The sequence below is a fragment of the Streptomyces sp. NPDC020917 genome (assembly GCF_044333795.1).
Taxonomy (GTDB): Bacteria; Actinomycetota; Actinomycetes; order Streptomycetales; family Streptomycetaceae; genus Actinacidiphila.
Genome location: NZ_JBIRRR010000005.1, coordinates 264,021 through 281,174 on the forward strand (window position 1 = coordinate 264,021; position 17,154 = coordinate 281,174).

A 17,154-nucleotide genomic window follows, 5' to 3' on the forward strand; every position below is an offset into this window, starting at 1 on the left:
CGTGTTTCCCCGGTCGGCGCAGTGTCAGACCGCGGCAGCGGCGTGATCGCGTTCTGCCTCTGCTCCCGGGCCTGCCGGCAGTGGCTCGAGGTGCTCCGCCAGGGACTCGCCCTCGACATCGACCCTAGGCAGGATTCTGGCCACAGGTCGAGGCAGCCACCACGCCCACCTGCCCAGCAGGGACAGAACCGCGGGCACGAAGGCCATGCGCACCACGATCGCGTCGAACAGGACGGCCACCGACAGGCCCACCCCCGCGGTCTTGATCATCGGCTCTCCGGCGGTGGCGAAGCTGGCGAAGACCGACACCATGATCAGCGCGGCGGCGACCACGACCCTGCTGCTGGCCCTGAAGCCGCTGACCAGGGCCTTCTTCGGTGTCTCGCCGTGGACGTAGGCCTCCCGGATCCGGGAGACGAGGAAGACCTCGTAGTCCATCCCCAGGCCGAAGACGATGCCCACCAGGAAGATCGGCATCATGCTCATGATGGGGCCCGTCTGCTGGAGACCGATCAGGCTCGCGCCCCAGCCCCACTGGAAGACCGCCACGATGACGCCGAGCGAGGCCAGCACCGACAGCAGGAAGCCTGCTGCGGCCTTGAGCGGGACCAGCACCGAGCGGAAGACGACGGCCAGCAGGGCCACCGCCAGTCCGACGATGAGGACGATGTAGGGAAGCAGGGCGTCCTGGATCTTCTGGGCCACGTCGATGTTCAGCGCGGTGGTGCCGCTGACCTCGAAGGTGGCGCCGGTGCCGGCCTCGGTGGCGGCGCGGTCGTCCCGGATGGCGTGCACCAGGTCGACGGTCTTCTGCGCGGTCGGGCTGGTGGACGGGACGACCTGCAGGACCGCGGTGTTCCCGGAGGGATTCCAGCGTGCCGGGGAGACCGAGACCACGCCGGGGGTGTGCGCCAGGCGGTCGCCGATCCCGGTCACCGCGGCCTTTGCGTTCGCGGCGTGCTCGGCGTCCACGACCACGGTCAGCGGCCCGTTGAAGCCGGGGCCGAAGCCTTTCGCGAGGTCGTCGTAGGCGCGGCGCTCGGTGGAGGAGGTGGGCTTGGACTCCGCGCCGGGCATGCCCAGGTGGATGTCGAGGATCGGTACGGCCAGCGCGGACAGGCCGATCACCGACAGCAGCAGTACGGGCAGCGGACGCCTGGTGACGAACCCGGCCCAGCGGCTGCCGGCGTTGACCCGCTTGGGCGCCCCGATCCCGCGCACGGTTGCCTGGGCCACGGCCTGGTCGGTGACATCCCGCCGCAGGCGGCGGCGCTCACGCCCCCTCGCCGCGTCGGGGCTTGCACCGCGCTTGGCCTTGCGGGCGACGCGTCGCAGCCGGCGCGGCAGTACGGCGTTGGGCCAGAACCCCAGCAGGGCCGGGACCAGGGTCAGGGCCACGACCACGCTGACGGCCACCGCGCCGGCGGCGGCGAAGCCCATCGTGGTCAGGGCCGGGATCCCGACGACGAACAGGCCGGCCAGCGCGATGATCACCGTGAGGCCGGCGAAGACGACCGCCGAACCGGCGGTTCCCACCGCCGCACCAGCGGCCTCCTGGGCCGTACGGCCCTTCCCGCGCTCCTCCCGGTAGCGGGAGACGATGAACAAGGCGTAGTCGATGCCGACGGCCAGGCCGAGCATCGAGGCCAGCGCGCTCGTCGAGGAGGAAAGCCCCAGGGCACTGCCAAGCGCGGTGATGGCCAGCAATGAGGCTCCCACGCCGATGATCGCCGACAGCAGCGGCAGCCCCGCCGCGGCCATCGACCCGAACGTCACCAGCAGGACGACGGCGGCCACCAGGACGCCCACCACCTCACCCGGACCGCCGGCCTTGACGGAGTCGCTCAGCGCGTCACCGCCGACCTCGACGGTCATCCCGGAAGCGCGGGCCTGATCGATCGCGGCCTGAACGGGTTCCCTGTCGGCCGCACCGAGGCTGCTCGCGGCCTTGGTGAAGGTGACCGTGGTGTACGCGGTGGTGCCGTCCCTGCTCACCGCACCCGAGGTGAACGGGTCCGAGGCCGAGGCGACCGCGGCATCGGCCGCAGAGGCACGGACCGTCTTCTCGATCACCGCATGGCTTCTCGCGTCGGTGACCTTCTGACTGCCGGGCGCGACGAAGACGATCCGGGCGGTGGCGCCGTTGGCAGTCGTATGCGGGAACCGCTGATCCATCAGGTCGTACGCCCGCTGCGATTCGATGCCCGGCATGGTCGTGGGCTTGTCCAGCGCGCTGTGCGCGGTACTCGCGACACCGCCCAGGGCGACCAGCACCACAGCCCACACGAGAACGACCCGCCAGCGGGCGCGGAACGCACCCCTGCCCAACCGATAAAGGAAAGTAGCCACCGCAGATGTGCCTTCCGCTTCCGCTCCAACAGACCGGACAACCATCACCCGGCCGAGCCGTCCGGCGCGTCGTGCAGGCGCTGTCACCTGGGGCTACAGCAATTTCAGTACGTTCCCGGCGCCGTACTCGACCGGCCGTAGCCGTGTACCGATGACCACCCCGGCCAGCAGGCGCTGCTCGCACCACCACCACCCGCCCGCACACCCGCCGGGGCGGGCACCTAGGACAGCGGGCGCGGACCGCCGGGGGGACGGGGGGATCGCGACGCCGCCACGGCCCCGCCAGGCGGCGCCGTCCGGTGGGTGGCCGTTCGGCGGCCGTTCAGTCGCCGTAGGCGCGTACCGCGACGACGCGGGCGTGGCCCGCGCCGTGGACGGCGTCCACGGCGATCCGCAGGGCCCGGGTGCGGACCGGGGTCTCGAAGCGGTGGACGCGGTGGCGGCGGCGGTTGGCGCGGACGGATGCCACGGTGTGCCAGACCCCCTGCTCGTCACGGGCCTGGAGGCGGTAGTCGCTCACCAGTTCATGCATGACCTCGAACGGGGTGCGGTGCCGGTGGAGGTTATTCGGGTACTCGTCCACGTCGTCGTCCAGGACAAGGTGGACGGTGCGTACGTCCTGCTCGGCATCCCACTCCAGTCGGAGCCACTCGCGGGTGGCGGCGGACAAGGAGCGGCGGCGCAGGTCGCGGGCGGACCACTCCGGCAGGGGCTGGCTACCGTCTACCAACTGCCGCCCTACGCACCCGACCTCAACCCCGTCCAGGGCATCTGGTCGGGGCCTGAGCCGGCGTGGTGGACGCGGCACGCGCGTGTCGGTGGGCGCCGCGACGCTCGCGCCGGACGCGGTCCTCGCCGCCGCCGGTGGAGTGTGGGCGCTCGCGGGCCGCGGCGGCCCGCAAGACGGGACGGCACGGGCTCGATGTCGTCATGGCTGATCGTCCTCCTCGAACCGGCACGGCAGTGACGGTGGGAGTCGCGCTCCCCGATGCCGGTCATGATGACGAAGGGAAAGCGCGGCCGCCGGCCCTGCCCTCATGCACGGCTCCCCTCGCCGCCGCGCGCCAGCACGCTGACCTGCGGGTCGATCCCCGCACTCCGGAATGCCGGGCCGGCCCTCCTCCTGCACGTTCAGCAGGTCGTTGGGCAGGTCGGTGTCGCTTTTGTCTAAGTCGTCGACACACGGCACGCGGGGCCTCGCGGCAGCAACCGGGGTCCTTGGAAAACGTCACCGTAGTCACCTCACTGACGTCGGCCCACGGCCCCGAGCGGCCTCCCCTGGGGACGCGTGACCGCCAGGGTGGGAATGACCTGACGCGAATGCCGTCACCGCCGGGGAGATCCGCTGAGCGTCGGCGATCGGGTCCCGCCGGCGGAGCCGGCACCTGGCGGGTCGGCGGTGCGGGCCTCTTGTGAGGCCATATGCCGATACCGTGCGGTGTCTACGGCGTCACATAGCGGGCGCCAAAATCTGGAGGCACCACCCCATGCTGATTGCTCAGCGTCCCTCGCTGACCGAAGAGGTCGTCGACGAGTTCCGCTCCCGGTTCGTGATCGAGCCGCTGGAGCCGGGCTTCGGCTACACCCTCGGCAACTCGCTGCGTCGTACGCTCCTCTCCTCGATCCCGGGTGCGGCTGTCACCTCGATCCGGGTCGACGGGGTCCTGCACGAGTTCACCACCGTGCCGGGCGTCAAGGAGGACGTCACCGACCTCATCCTCAACATCAAGCAGCTGGTCGTCTCCTCGGAGCACGACGAGCCGGTCGTGATGTACCTGCGCAAGCAGGGCCCGGGTGTGGTCACCGCCGCCGACATCGCGCCGCCGGCCGGTGTCGAGGTGCACAACCCCGATCTGGTTCTGGCCACCCTGAACGCCAAGGGCAAGCTGGAGATGGAGCTGACCGTCGAGCGCGGTCGCGGCTACGTCTCCGCGGCGCAGAACAAGCAGCAGGGCCAGGAGATCGGCCGGATCCCGGTCGACTCCATCTACAGCCCGGTACTCAAGGTCACCTACAAGGTCGAGGCGACCCGTGTCGAGCAGCGCACCGACTTCGACAAGCTGATCGTCGACGTCGAGACCAAGCAGGCCATGCGGCCGCGTGACGCCATGGCGTCGGCCGGCAAGACCCTGGTCGAGCTGTTCGGCCTGGCCCGCGAGCTGAACGTCGACGCCGAGGGCATCGACATGGGCCCGTCCCCCACGGACACCGCCCTCGCCGCCGATCTGGCGCTGCCGATCGAGGAGCTCGACCTCACCGTCCGCTCCTACAACTGCCTCAAGCGCGAGGGCGTCCATACGGTCGGTGAACTTGTCGCCCGCTCCGAGGCCGACCTGCTCGACATCCGCAACTTCGGTACGAAGTCGATCGACGAGGTCAAGGCGAAGCTGACCGACATGGGCATGGGCCTCAAGGACAGCCCACCCGGATTCGACCCGATCGCCGCCGCCAACGCCGGGATCGACGAGGCCGAACAGTACTGAACCCTGCGCCGGGTCGGGCGGAGCCGGTAGACCCGCGCCCAACGCCCGACCCCCGCTTGGTCAACTGCCACGTCGCCCGGGCGCCGGCGGCCGGCGGCCGCTGCGCGCCGGGCCTCCTCCGGTGTCGTCCCGGCGGCGGGGACGGGGATCCTGAACATGCACAGGCTGGGACTGTAGGTGGAAACCTGGGGAATGTCGGTACATCGGTTATCGGCGATAACGATCCCAGTTCGATCGCTGCGCGCAGCGCTTCTCAAGCGAAGCAGATGATGTTGACTGTCTGGCATGTCAGATCCGAGCGCCCCCATATCGCAGCCGGCACCACCTCAGCCGCAGGTCACGACCACGAAAACGCGGTCCGGCTATGGACTGTTGGCAACCTCGATCCTCTTCGCGGGGATCGGTGGGGGCCTACTGGCATGGCACCCGTGGGATAAGGACACAGCCAAGGATCCGGTCAAGAACCCTCAGCACATTGCGATCCAGAAAATCGGCGAAGAGGACGATCCCACCAAACCGGACGCGGAACCACGCCCGGTCTACTGCATGACGAACGAGACCGGCGCTCTTTACTGCATGCTGATGCCCAATCAATACACCAGCATCCAGGAAGAATCACACTGAGCGCGCCCCAGGACAGGCCGGTGACCTTCCTCGCCGCGGTGGGGACTCCCGCTTCGTCAGCTGCCACTTCGCCTTCGTGACCTGACGCACGACTTGGGGAGTCGTTTCGCGGCGGGCTTCATGATCAATTTCCTTCGCTACTTTTCGGGTTGTCGGACGCACCGGTCATCTTGCCCGCATGTCTGACGAACGTTTGATTCTGCCGGATGCCAAGAACGATATCGACGGTGAAAGGCGAGGGACCGCCGCTGTTCGCGGCAAGCAGCGGTGTCCACTGGGACGGAGTCCGGGTGTGGGGGCTGCCCGACGAAGAGCCTTTGGTGGAGATGGACGCCGGCGCCGTCTGGGGGCTGGCCACCGCAAGCGTCGACGGCCGCTCGCTGGTCGTCGACGGCCGCTCGCTGGTCGTCGGGGGCGGGGATGAAGGGGTGGAGGTGTGGGATGCGGCAATTGGCGAGCAGGTCGCGTCGTTCTCTGTCGATGACGAGGAGACGGCGTATGCCGTCGCGTTCTCCCAGCTCGACGGCCGTCCGGTGGTCGTGGCGGGTAATGACTCCGGAAGGGTGTACGTATTCGACCTGTCCGCGGATGAGGACGGCGATCCGGTCCACGAACCGTCTGCCGGTCATGAGGGCCGCATCAACGCCTTGGACGTCGCCATGGTCGGCGGCCGTTCGGTCGCGGTGACCGGTGGCGAGGACGGAACCGCGCGAATCTGGGATCTTGCCGGCGGTCGACAGGTCGGGCCGCCGCTGACCGGCCACAGTGGGAGCGTTGACGCTGTGGTGGTGACCACGATGCAGGATCGCGCGGTCGCTTTGACGACGGGTCGGGATGGCGTCGTACGCGTCTGGGACCTGACCCTCTGAAACGGCGCCGGACGACCTGACGAGCGGACGAGCGGACGGACTGGCCAACGCCGTGAGCGCCGGCGTCTCAAGGACGCACGATCACCTTGAGGTTGGTGCGGGAGTCCATCAGCCGGTAGGCGTCTGCAACGTCGTCGAGGGCGACCTCCGCGTCGAACACCCGGCCCGGGTCGATCCGGCCGGCGAGGACGTCGTCGACGGCGGGTTCCAGATAGGCCCGTACGGGTGCCGGGCCGCCGGCCAGCTGGGCGTTCTTGCCGAACAGCGATCCGAAGCCGACCGGCGCCTCCTCGTACTGGGGCACTCCCACGCGGGAGATGATCCCGCCGGGGCGCACGATGCCGTACGCCTGCTCGTAGGCGGGCATCAGCCCGACGGCCTCCAGCACCACGTGCGAGCCCTCGCCGCCGGTCAGTTCGAGCACCTTGGCGATGCCCTCCTCGCCCCGTTCCGGGACGACGTCGGTGGCGCCCCACTCGCGTCCCAGGTCGGTGCGCGAGGTGTGGCGGCCCATCAGCAGGATCCGCTCGGCGCCCATGCGCCGGGCGGCCAGGACCGCGGACAGGCCCACGGCGCCGTCGCCGATCACCGTCACCGTCTTCCCCGGCCCGACGCGCCCCATGTGGGCGGCGTGGTAGCCGGTGAGGTAGACGTCGCTGAGCGCCAGCAGGGACGGCAGCAGCGCGGTGTCCACGTCACCGGGCAACTTGACCAGGGTGCCGTCGGCCTGGGGGACGCGGACCGCCTCGGCCTGCGCGCCGCCGACGCCGCCGATCCCGTACCAGCCGCCGTGCGGGCAGGCGGTCTGGAAGCCGTCGCGGCAGATCGGGCAGGTGTTGTCGGAGTAGGCGAACGGGGAGACGACGAAGTCGCCGCGCCGCAGCCCGGTGACCTCCGGGCCGGTCTCCTCGACGACGCCGAGGAACTCGTGTCCCTTCGGCACACCCTCGTCCGTCTTCTCCATGGAGTGGTAGGGGTGCAGGTCGGAGCCGCACACGCACGCCAGGGTGATCCGGACGATCGCGTCGGTGGGCTCGACGATCCGCGGGTCGGGCGCGGTCTCCAGCCGCACGTCGCCGGGACCGTACATGAAGGTGGCTCGCATGGGAGGACGCGCCTTTCGCAGTGCTGGGGGTCGGTGCACCATCGAGCCTGCGCCCTCGCGTCCGGGGCTGCCAGGCCGGGACCTGCCGGGGAGCGGCCAGCGGGGGTGTGACAGGGCCTCCCTGCGACACCGCGGAACCCGGCACCCCCGACCACGACGCCATGCTGCTGCTCGACCTCACCGCCCCGCGCACCGCGGCGAACCCGTCCGAGCAGTCGCGGTCGGAGTAGAGCGGTGGTGGTCACCGGCTCCTGGGGCGGGTGAGCCGGTCCACGGCGCGGGTCGCGTCCCGCGCGGCCCGTTCGGCGCGGGCCAGTTCGTCTGCCGCCGTGCGACGTTGATCCTCGGCCTTCCCCACTTCCTCGTCGCTCCGGGCGAGTTGGTCGCGGGCGTGCCGCAACCGCTCCTCGGCCGCGTCGACTTGGGCCTGGCCGCGGTCGCGACGGGTGCGGGCGCGGTCGGCTGCGGTCCCGGCCGACGCCAGCTTCCTGCGTCGCGCGCGCACCTCCTGCTCGGCGGCCTTGGCGTCGTGGCGGGCGCGGGAGAGCTGTTCCTCCTTGGCGCGGCGCCGCTCGGCCAGGTCGTCCCGCTGCGTGGGCGCGGCCTTGGCGGACGGCGTCCGTGCGACCCTGGCCTTGGGCGGGGCTGTGGCCTTGGGCGGGGCCGTGGTCGTGGCCGTGGTGCCGGCCGGGGTCCGGGAGCCCTTCGCAGGGCCGGCGGCGGCCGGCGGCCCGGCGGCCCCGGGGAGGGTGGCGGGCGGGGTGAGGGCGCTCTGCAGGCGGCCCGCGGCCCAGCGCTCCGCCGCGTCCGGGTCGGCGAGCACTGCGCGCAGGGTGGTCTCCAGCTCGCGCTGTGCCGCGTCGGAGAGCCGGTGCCCGGCCTCGGCGGCGAGCCGCGCGCCCTGCGCGGACATGGCCGTGATCACACGCCACTGCTGGGCGGACAGCTCCCTGAGCTGCGCCCGGTCAAGGGTCCGGTGGGCCTCGCGCAGCGCCTCCCCCAGGTCCAGGAACTGCCGGGTCTCGTCGGGGCGGGCCAGGGCCAGCAGGTTCGCGGCCCAGGCGCTGAGGGTGGGGCGGCGTGCGCCGCTGATCCGGCGGGCGTCCTCGGTCCTCCCGGCCTCCTTGGCGGCTTCCGCCAGTTCCGCGCGCCGCGCCACGAACCCGGACGGCGGGGTGGTGTGGAGATCGTCGAGCATCGCCTCCACGTCTGCGGCGCCGTCATCGGCCTCCGCGGTCCCGCGGCCACGGCTCCCTCTCCCCCGCCCGCTGCCGCTGCCCGCGCCCCTGTCACCGCGCGGCACGGCTGCCTTCGGGGACAGCGCGGCGGGCGCGGGTCGTGCGCGGGCGGCGGGCGGTCGTCGGACGCATGCCCTCCAGACTCCCCCGGCCCGCGCCGGCCCGCACCAGGGACCGCGCCACCGGGTTCGCCGTGCCGCCGGGGTCGCCGCACCGGGTTCACCTCGCCCTGGGGGTCGCCGCACCGGGTGCGGAGCACACCACCGGCGACAGTCCGAACCGCTGGGCGCCGGGAGGTGTACCGAGGCCACGGAGAGGTGACGGGCGGTGGGCCCGGCGCCACCGGGACCCCCGCCGCCTCCCCCGCCCGGCGGCGCCGCCGCGCCCGACACGCGGGGGCCGTGCCCCGGATGCCGCGGCGGGTTCGACGGGGGCGGATCCGCCGCGGAGGCTGGTGCTCATGGTCCGAGGCGAGCCCGGACACGTGGCAGCCGCGAGGGAGAGTGACGTGATCGAGCCAGCACTCGCAGAGGACGACGGCCGGGCGCCGCGGCCGGCGGACCTGCGGCGGATCGGCATCGACCCGGACTTCTGGTACCCGGTCGTGCCGTCCGCGAGTGTCCCGCGGAACAAGGTGGTGGCCGCGTCGTTCGCGGGCCGGCGGATGGCCGTGTTCCGCACCGCCACCGGTACCGTCGCCGCGCTGGAGGACCGCTGCGCGCACCGCCAGGTGCCGCTGAGCATGGGCGTCGTGGAGGGCGAGACGCTGCGCTGCTGCTACCACGCCTGGGCCTACCGCGGGAACGGCCACATCTCGCAGATCCCCTATCTGACCAGGGAGACGTCCCGCCCGCCGCGCGGGGTGCGCGCGTATCCGACGCGGGAGGCCGCCGGCCTGGTGTTCGTCTTCCCGGGTGATCCGGCGAAGGCCGCGGCGACCCCGCTGCCGGACTTCCCGCGGGTGCGGGCCGGCACGCACCGGGTCATGCGCTACTCCCGCACGGTGCGGTGCCACTACTCCTTCATGCACGAGAACCTCCTCGACATGAACCACCAGTTCCTGCACCGCGGGGTGCTCGGCAAGATCCGCCCGGATCTGCTGGGCTACGACAGCGGGCCGGGCTTCGTGGAGGCCCGGTACCGGTTCACGCCGGGCGGCGGCCGCAAGGACCGGGGTGCCGGGCTGCTGTCGGCCGAGGGCTTCGGCGGGAGCGGTTCCCCCGACGTGCTGACGATCCGCACCGGCTACCCGTACCAGACGCTGGAGCTGGTCCCGGACGGCGAGACGGAGGCGGCGTTCTCGCTGTGGGTGGCGTACGTCCCGGTGGACGCGGCCCAGCGGACGTGTCACGTGCAGGGGATGCTGATGATCCGCAAGCCGCGTTTCGCGGCGGCCCTGACCCTGGCCTGGCCGTTCATCCGGCGCTTCACCGAGCGGGTCTTCGCCGAGGACCGGATGGCGGTCGAGGCGGAGCAGCGGGCCTGGGACGAGCAGGGTGAGGACCGGAACCACGAGATCTTCCCGCTGATCCTGGACCTGCGCGAGATGCTGCGGTCCAGCGGGGTGCCGCTCGACCCGGCCGCGGCGGTGTGCGCGGACGCCGGTTCGTGCGGTGTGGCCATGCCGTCCTGACCGGGCGAACGACCGGCGGACCCGGGTCTGGGGCGGGCGGACACGGGGGGCGGGTCCGCAGGCCCTGCGCTCGTCGGGTCCGCCGGTCTCTCAGAAAGGCGTGCGGGCGCCGCGAAGTGTCACACCGCCGGGCCCGCCCGCTCCGCCGGTCCGCCGCAGCGGGTGGCTCGCCTCGGTGTCACCAGGGCAGCGGGCCCTCGGCATCGGCGTAGCTGCCCGTCGGTCCGTCCGGTCCGACCTGCGCCATGCGGACGATGACCTCGGCGCCCTGCTCGACGGTCTGGACGCCGGTGTTCCCGTTGAGGTCGGTCTTGGTGAAGCCGGGCTCGACCGCGTTGATCCGCATCCCGGGGAACGCCTTGGCGAACTGCACGGTGATCATGTTGACCGCGACCTTGGACGCCGGGTAGGCCACGCCGGGGTAGGCGTGCCGGGGGTTGCCCGGGGTGCTGGCCTCGGTGAGGGAGGCCAGGCCGCTGCTGACGTTCACCACCACGGGGGCGGCGGACCGCTGCAGCAGCGGCAGGAAGGCGTGGGTGACGCGCACGGTGCCGAAGACGTTCGTCTCGAAGGTGCCGCGCATCAGGTCGGCGGTCACGTCGGCGGCGCCGATCACGGCGTTGCCCTCGCCCCGCTCCTCGACGCCGGCGTTGTTGACCAGGACGTCCAGCCCCCCGCCGGCCTCGACGGTCCGCACCGCGGCCGCCACGGAGGCGTCGTCGGTGACGTCGAGCTGGACGAACCGCGCGCCGAGGCGCTCGGCGGCCTCCCGGCCGCGCCCGGTATCGCGGCTCCCTATATATACGGTGTGCCCGGCCTCCACGAGACGGCGGGCGGTCTCGTAGCCGAGGCCCTTGTTCGCTCCGGTGATCAGTGTTGCTGTCATACCTTCCACCGTGCCGCCGGGTGGTGCGGTCAGCCAGCCGTCCCGTCTTCCTGGGACTGGCAGTACCAGGACGCGCGGCCGCGCCGCGGTGCACAGTGGTGGCATGGCCACCACGGAGTTCGGGCGCACGGTGCGGCGCTGGCGCGATCGGGTCTCGCCCGACGCGGCGGGGCTGCCGGCCGGCGGGCACCGCAGGGCGCCGGGGCTGCGCCGCGAGGAGCTGGCGCTGCTGGCCGGGATCTCCGTCGACTACGTGACCCGGCTCGAACAAGGGCGGGCGGCCAACCCGTCGGAGCAGGTGGTGGAGGCGCTGGGCCGGGCGCTGCGGGTGACCGCCGCGGAGCGCGAGCACCTCTTCCACGCCGCCGGCCTCGTCCCGCCGGGCCAGGGCACGGTGCCCGCCTTCATCACGCCCAGCGTCCAGCGGATGCTGGACCGGCTGACCGGCACCCCGGTCGCCGTGTCCGACGCCACCTGGACGCTGCTGCTGGCGAATCCGCAGTACACGGCGCTGATGGGCGACTACCAGGGCAGTGAGCGCAACGCGGTGTGGCGCAACTTCCTCGGCTCGGGCAGCCGGGTCGTGCACACTCCGGAGTCGCAGCGTGACCTGGAGATCACCCAGGTCTCGGATCTGCGGGCGACCGCCGGCCGGTATCCGGCGGACCAGCGGCTGCGCCGGCTGGTCGCGGAGCTGCGCGCCGGCAGCGAGCGGTTCGCCGAACTGTGGGACTCCGGCGAGGTCGGCGGGCACCAGGCGTCGCGCAAGACGATCGACCATCCGCAGGTGGGGCCGCTGACCCTGGACTGCGACGTGCTCAGCGTCGCGGGCAGCGACCTGCGGATCATGATCTACACGGCCGAGCCCGGGTCCCGGGACGCCGAGCGCCTCGCGCTGATCGCCGTGCTCGGCACCCAGTCGCTGGTGGGCTGAGCCCCCGCGGGGACCGGCGGCGCCGGTCCCCGCCCGCGCTGCCGGGCCGCCGCGGGTGCTGCCGTGCCGCCGCACTGCCGGGCCCCCTTCCCGCATCGCTGCTTTCCGTTCCCGCACCGATGCTTTCCGCTATTCCTGGCGGGCGCCGGACACCCAATTCCGCTCACCCACCGTGTTTTCCCCCTGCATTTTCCGTGAGGGCGGAGGGGGTCCCGTGTGATCCCGTCTACGTAACCTGGCTCACATACGAATCGGATTAGTAAAGGCCCTGGCGCGCGCCCCGCTCAAACCAGCGGGTTCCGGCCCTCCGTAACTCCTCTTCCGGCCCCATCTACGAATTGCTCCGTAGACGAGGGCTTTGACCCGTGAATTCGGAACCCCTAACAATTCACGAGTCCCCAACGGAAGAGGAAAAGCGTTATGCAGCTCCCCGCGATCCCGAAGAAGCTCCCCACCCTCGCCACGTTCCAGCGCATGACCCGGAAGCAGAAGATCACCACGGCCGGCGCTGCCGCCGGTGCGGCGGTCGTCCTGGCGGTCACCGGTCTGCAGGCGACGGCCGGAGCCGGAGCGGCGACCGCGGCGGACGCACCCACTGGGTTCAGCGTCACCGCCGGGCAGAAGCTGAAGGAGCCGGTCTCCCTGACCGGCGCCAAGACCGACCTCGCCACGCAGAAGACCGTCACGAGCGCTCCGCCGAAGAAGGACCTGGCCGCGAAGCCGGTCGCCGAGGCCGCGCCGGCCCCGAAGAAGGCCGCGCCCGCGCAGAGCAAGCCGGCCGCCGCCCCGGTGAAGGCCAAGCCGGCCGCCGCGCCGAAGCAGTCGCCCAAGAAGTACACGAACAACCTCGACGGCTGGATCCGCGAGTCCCTGGACATCATGCACGCCAAGCACATCCCGGGTACCTACGAGGGAATCCACCGCAACATCATCCGCGAGTCCAGCGGCAACCCGCGCGCGATCAACCTGTGGGACATCAACGCCCGCAACGGCATTCCCTCCAAGGGCCTGCTGCAGGTGATCAACCCGACGTTCAACCGCTTCCACGTGGCCGGTACGTCGTGGAACATCTACGACCCGGTCGCCAACATCACCGCCGCGTGCAACTACGCGGCCGACCGGTACGGCTCGATGGACAACGTGAACTCCGCGTACTGAGCCCGATCCGGCGCAGCCCGGCAGCGGTGGGCCCGCCCTCTCTTCCACGAGAGGGCGGGCCCACCGCCTTTTTCACGTGCGCGCGGACGCTGACGGTCAGAGCATGACCACGGAGCGCAGCACCTCGCCGTCCTGCATCCGCCGGAACGCGGCCTCGATGTCGTCGAGCGCGATCGTCTCGGAGACGAACGCCTCCAGGTCGAGCCGGCCCTGCAGGTACAGGTCGATGAGCATCGGGAAGTCCCGGCTGGGCAGGCAGTCCCCGTACCAGGAGGACTTCAGCGCGCCGCCGCGGCCGAAGACGTCGAGCAGGGGCAGTTCCAGGGTCATCTCCGGGGTGGGCACGCCGACCAGGACGACGGTCCCGGCGAGGTCGCGGGCGTAGAACGCCTGCCGGTAGGTCTCCGGGCGGCCGACCGCCTCGATGACCACGTCGGCGCCGAAGCCGCCGGTCAGCTCGCGGATCGCCTCGACGGGGTCGGTCTCCCGCGCGTTCACGACGTGGGTGGCGCCCAGGCCGGTCGCCCACTGGAGCTTCCGCGGGTCGACGTCGACGGCGATGATCCGCGCCGCGCCGGCCAGCCGGGCGCCGGCCACCGCGCCGTTCCCCACTCCCCCGCAGCCGATGACCGCCACGCAGTCGCCGCGGGTGACGTTGCCGGTGTTGATCGCGGCGCCGATACCGGCCATGACGCCGCACCCGAGCAGGCCGGCCACCTGCGGCGCGGCCTTCGGGTCGACCTTGGTGCACTGGCCGGCGGCGACCAGGGTCTTCTCGGCGAAGGCGCCGATGCCGAGCGCGGGCGAGAGCTCGGTGCCGTCGCCGAGCGTCATCTTCTGTGACGCGTTGTGCGTCTGGAAGCAGTACCAGGGGCGGCCGCGGCGGCAGGCCCGGCACTGGCCGCAGACCGCGCGCCAGTTCAGGACGACGAAGTCGCCGGGCGCGACCTCGTCGACGCCCGGCCCGACCTCCTCCACGATGCCGGCGGCCTCGTGGCCGAGCAGGAACGGGAACTCGTCCGTGATGCCGCCTTGCTTGTAGTGCAGGTCGGTGTGGCAGACGCCGCAGGCCTGCACCCGGACCACGGCCTCCCCCGGCCCGGGATCGGGGACGGTGATGGTCTCGACCCGCACCGGTTCGTCCCGGCCCGGCGCGATGACGCCGCGTACCTGTTGGCTCATGGCCCGGTCACCCTTCTGTCACGTGCTGCGATCTGTGCTGTGCGGTGCTCCGCCGTGTCCTTGGACCCGTCGTCGGCGGCGGTCCGTCCTGTGCAGTGATCCCCCGATCCGGCCGTTCCCATCCGGTGACTTTCCGTGCCCGACCTGGCTGCCTGCCTTGCCGGGCCGGTCCGCGCGCCCGCCCGTCAGTCGAACCGGATGTGCTTGACGCCGATCCAGGTGCGGTGCAGGCGCCCGCGCAGCGCGGACTCGGTGCTGGGCGGCATGGGGAGCCCTGCGGAGGCGGCGATGCGGTCGGCGACCTGGGGGACGGTGAGACGGTCGGTCCACAGGTGCTCGGCGAACTCCTCGCCGCGCAGGCGTTCCAGGCACACGTCCAGCCTGGCCACCGCGAAGCTCTGCCGCCGCAGCGGGGCGTCCTTGCCGGCGACGACGCGCAGCGCGTGGCCGAAGCCCCGCTCCCGCAGCCGGCGCAGCACCGTGTCCCGCTCGGCCAGCAGCGCGAAGTGGCGCACCTCGTGGCCGCGCTCCCGCAGCCGGCCGACGGTCTCCCGGAAGTAGGCGGGCTCGACGACCGTCATGGGGGCGATGACGGTGCCGTCGTGGCGGGACAGGGCGAGGTCCAGGACCTCGAAGACCCCCTGGCGCCAGGCGGGCAGGTCCTGGAAGTCGCCGCGCAGGTCCGGCGGCGTCATCCGGTGCAGTCCGAAGCCCACGTGCTCGGGGTCGCAGACCACGCTCCCGGGAAGCCGCCGCCGCAGTTCGTACGCGCTCTGCGTCTTGCCGCCGCCGAAGGGTCCGTTGATCCACAGGAGCATGCCCCGACCCTACGGGAGCGCGCGGTGCGTCGGCTGGAGCGCGACGCCCCGGTCACCTGCAGTCGTCGCGCGCGATGATCGTGAACAGGCCGCCGTCGGGGTCGCGCAGTTCGGCGTACTCGCCCTGCGGGCCGGTGCCGCGGCCGACGAGCGTTCCGCCGAGGGCCTGGGCCGCCTCGACGCGCGAGCCGACGTCGTCCACGGCGAACTCGACCGCCCAGTGCGGGCGGAGCACCGGGTCGGGCGCGGCCTCGACCGCGCCGGAACCGAGGCGGGCCACGACGCTGTCGCCGCTGCGGACCACGACCTCGTCGTGCTCGTAGGAGACGGTGCAGCCGTCCGGGCGGCCGTCGGCCCACTGCAGGACGCCGCCGTAGAAGATCGCCGCCTCGAAGGCGTCGCGGGTGCGGAGCCGGACGACGACCGGGCCGCGCTCGTGCCAGGACTCCCAGCCGCCGGGCAGCCGGCCGTCCCAGGTACCGAACACCGCGCCGTCGCGGTCGGCGGCGACCACCGCGCGGCCCGAGGCGAACGCGACCGGGCCCAGTGCCACGGTCGCGCTGCGCTCGCGGATCCGGCCGGCGGCCTCGTCGGCCTGCGGGACCGCGAAGTACGGCGTCCACACCACGGCGATCTGCATGTCGGAGGCGACCGCGCCGATCCCGGCCACGGGCTTGCCGTTGCGCAGGGCCATCGCGAAGTGGTCGCCGAGGCTGGTGGAGCGGAACTCCCAGCCCAGGACGGAGCCGTAGAACTTCTCCGCGGCCTGCAGGTCGCGCGCGGTCAGGCTCACCCAGCAGGGGGCACCGCGCGGGGATTCCGGCAGGTCGGTCCGTTCACCGCCCGTGTCCGTCGGTCCCACGGACATCGAAGGCTGCTCGGTCACCCCACGGCTCCTCGGTCATCGTTCGCAAACACCGTTGTGTCCACCCATACCAGGCACGGAAGAAGATCGTCGCATGATCGCCTTCCCCGCCCGGGCCGGGTCATGCCTGTCAGTTCGATGTGCGGGACACCGACAGGGCGCTGCACTGCCACTCCAGTTCCCGGGTGCCGGGAGCCGGGGGCAGGTGGCCGTACCCGCCCGCGGAGACGCTGATGCCGACCACCGGCCAGGCACGCCAGTGCGGGCCGACACCGGTGCCGTCGGCGAACACCTGGCGGCCGTCGACCCACCACTGCACGCTGGTGGCACCGAAGTGGACACGGAGGGTGAAGGGCCGGCCCGGGACGACCGCGTCGTCGGCGTAGTGGCCGGCCGGGCGGACGTGGTTGGTGAGTTCCAGCATCCGGGGGTTGGCCGGGTGGTACTCGAAGGCGTCGACCTCGCCGTGGCCCGGCTGGGGGCGGCCGCTGCCGCTGTCCCGGCCCCACGTCCACAGCGCGGGCCAGGCCCCCTGCACGTCGTGGACCAGGCAGGTGGCGGTCAGGTCGTCACCGGGCAGCAGCTCGAATCCGCCGGGGGCGTACTCGGTGGAGACGAGGTCGGCGTTCCACAGGCCGTCGGGCGCGCGGCGGGCGCGGAACACCCCGTCGGCCGTGGGGGCGTAGGCCGGGCCGATGCGGTCGAGCTTGTTGTCGCCGGGGTTGGTGCCGTCGGGCGGGTAGGCCGAGGTACGGCCCACCGCCCAGGCCCGCCGGTCGGTGAAGGGGGCGTCGAAGACCACGGCGGTGCGCGGGGCGGGCAGGCGCGGCCCGCGGACGGGATCGGGACGGGGATCGGGACCTGTACGGGGATCGGGCTGCGGCTGGGGATCGTGAGGGAAGGGATCGTTCCCATGGGCGGGGGACGCCGGTCGGCGGCGGTCGTTCATGTCGGCTCCCGGTGACGGCCGGTGACCCCAGTCAAGCGGGGCCGGCCGCCGCGCGGTAGCC

General features: G+C 72.3%; 16 protein-coding genes. 7 read left to right on the forward strand and 9 right to left on the reverse strand.

The features are described from left to right. Nucleotides 1–24: 24 nt before the first annotated feature. A complete protein-coding gene (locus ACH4TG_RS13405; protein ID WP_398242356.1) occupies nt 25–2,349 on the reverse strand; it encodes an MMPL family transporter in 2,325 nt (774 codons plus the stop codon). Between the two features lie 322 nt (nt 2,350–2,671). Next, nucleotides 2,672–3,079 (reverse strand): hypothetical protein, encoded by a 408-nt coding sequence (locus tag ACH4TG_RS13410; protein ID WP_398242357.1) that lies wholly within the window; start codon nt 3,077–3,079, stop codon nt 2,672–2,674. Between the two features lie 757 nt (nt 3,080–3,836). On the opposite strand from ACH4TG_RS13410, the gene ACH4TG_RS13415 reads away from it, so the two are divergent. The 3 genes from ACH4TG_RS13415 to ACH4TG_RS13425 all read left to right on the forward strand — a co-directional run bounded on the left by ACH4TG_RS13415 (nt 3,837) and on the right by ACH4TG_RS13425 (nt 6,325). Further along, on the forward strand, nt 3,837–4,832 hold the full coding sequence (locus ACH4TG_RS13415) for a DNA-directed RNA polymerase subunit alpha (protein WP_398242358.1): 996 nt from the start codon (nt 3,837–3,839) through the stop codon (nt 4,830–4,832). 285 nt (nt 4,833–5,117) lie between these two features. Further along, nucleotides 5,118–5,456, forward strand: a complete 339-nt coding sequence (locus tag ACH4TG_RS13420; RefSeq protein ID WP_398242359.1) for a hypothetical protein — start codon at nt 5,118–5,120, stop codon at nt 5,454–5,456. A gap of 227 nt (nt 5,457–5,683) precedes the next feature. Continuing rightward, entirely contained in the window at nt 5,684–6,325 is a 642-nt protein-coding gene (locus ACH4TG_RS13425) for a WD40 repeat domain-containing protein (RefSeq protein ID WP_398242360.1), read from the forward strand. Nucleotides 6,326–6,392: 67 nt separating this feature from the next. Here the strand turns inward: ACH4TG_RS13425 and ACH4TG_RS13430 are convergent, their stop codons facing one another. Further along, on the reverse strand, nt 6,393–7,430 hold the full coding sequence (locus ACH4TG_RS13430; RefSeq protein WP_398242361.1) for an alcohol dehydrogenase catalytic domain-containing protein: 1,038 nt from the start codon (nt 7,428–7,430) through the stop codon (nt 6,393–6,395). Between the two features lie 107 nt (nt 7,431–7,537). Here ACH4TG_RS13430 and ACH4TG_RS13435 point away from each other — a divergent pair, with 107 nt between their 5' ends. Beyond that, a complete protein-coding gene (locus tag ACH4TG_RS13435; RefSeq protein ID WP_398242362.1) occupies nt 7,538–7,660 on the forward strand; it encodes a hypothetical protein in 123 nt (40 codons plus the stop codon). Between the two features lie 11 nt (nt 7,661–7,671). Here ACH4TG_RS13435 and ACH4TG_RS13440 read toward each other — a convergent pair whose 3' ends face one another. Beyond that, nucleotides 7,672–8,628: a hypothetical protein gene (locus ACH4TG_RS13440; RefSeq protein ID WP_398242363.1), complete on the reverse strand. Its 957-nt coding sequence runs from the start codon at nt 8,626–8,628 to the stop codon at nt 7,672–7,674. Between the two features lie 548 nt (nt 8,629–9,176). Here ACH4TG_RS13440 and ACH4TG_RS13445 point away from each other — a divergent pair. After that, the gene (locus ACH4TG_RS13445) at nt 9,177–10,301 is read left to right on the forward strand and encodes a Rieske 2Fe-2S domain-containing protein (protein ID WP_398242364.1); all 1,125 of its coding nucleotides are present in this window, start codon (nt 9,177–9,179) and stop codon (nt 10,299–10,301) included. Between the two features lie 178 nt (nt 10,302–10,479). Here ACH4TG_RS13445 and ACH4TG_RS13450 read toward each other — a convergent pair whose 3' ends face one another. Next, nucleotides 10,480–11,187 (reverse strand): SDR family NAD(P)-dependent oxidoreductase, encoded by a 708-nt coding sequence (locus ACH4TG_RS13450; RefSeq protein ID WP_398242365.1) that lies wholly within the window; start codon nt 11,185–11,187, stop codon nt 10,480–10,482. Between the two features lie 103 nt (nt 11,188–11,290). Here ACH4TG_RS13450 and ACH4TG_RS13455 point away from each other — a divergent pair, with 103 nt between their 5' ends. Continuing rightward, the gene (locus ACH4TG_RS13455) at nt 11,291–12,121 is read left to right on the forward strand and encodes a helix-turn-helix transcriptional regulator (RefSeq protein ID WP_398242366.1); all 831 of its coding nucleotides are present in this window, start codon (nt 11,291–11,293) and stop codon (nt 12,119–12,121) included. Nucleotides 12,122–12,541: 420 nt separating this feature from the next. Next, on the forward strand, nt 12,542–13,279 hold the full coding sequence (locus ACH4TG_RS13460) for a transglycosylase SLT domain-containing protein (protein WP_398242367.1): 738 nt from the start codon (nt 12,542–12,544) through the stop codon (nt 13,277–13,279). A 96-nt stretch (nt 13,280–13,375) separates the two neighbouring features. On the opposite strand, the gene ACH4TG_RS13465 is transcribed toward ACH4TG_RS13460, so the two are convergent. From ACH4TG_RS13465 to ACH4TG_RS13480, 4 genes are all read right to left on the reverse strand, one after another. Continuing rightward, nucleotides 13,376–14,461, reverse strand: coding sequence for an S-(hydroxymethyl)mycothiol dehydrogenase (locus ACH4TG_RS13465; RefSeq protein ID WP_398242368.1), 1,086 nt, complete (start codon nt 14,459–14,461; stop codon nt 13,376–13,378). Between the two features lie 185 nt (nt 14,462–14,646). Further along, on the reverse strand, nt 14,647–15,279 hold the full coding sequence (locus ACH4TG_RS13470) for an AAA family ATPase (RefSeq protein WP_398242369.1): 633 nt from the start codon (nt 15,277–15,279) through the stop codon (nt 14,647–14,649). A gap of 52 nt (nt 15,280–15,331) precedes the next feature. Then, nucleotides 15,332–16,165, reverse strand: a complete 834-nt coding sequence (locus tag ACH4TG_RS13475; protein WP_398242370.1) for a VOC family protein — start codon at nt 16,163–16,165, stop codon at nt 15,332–15,334. A gap of 109 nt (nt 16,166–16,274) precedes the next feature. Continuing rightward, on the reverse strand, nt 16,275–17,093 hold the full coding sequence (locus ACH4TG_RS13480; protein WP_398242371.1) for a beta-glucanase: 819 nt from the start codon (nt 17,091–17,093) through the stop codon (nt 16,275–16,277). Between the last annotated feature and the right edge of the window lie 61 nt (nt 17,094–17,154).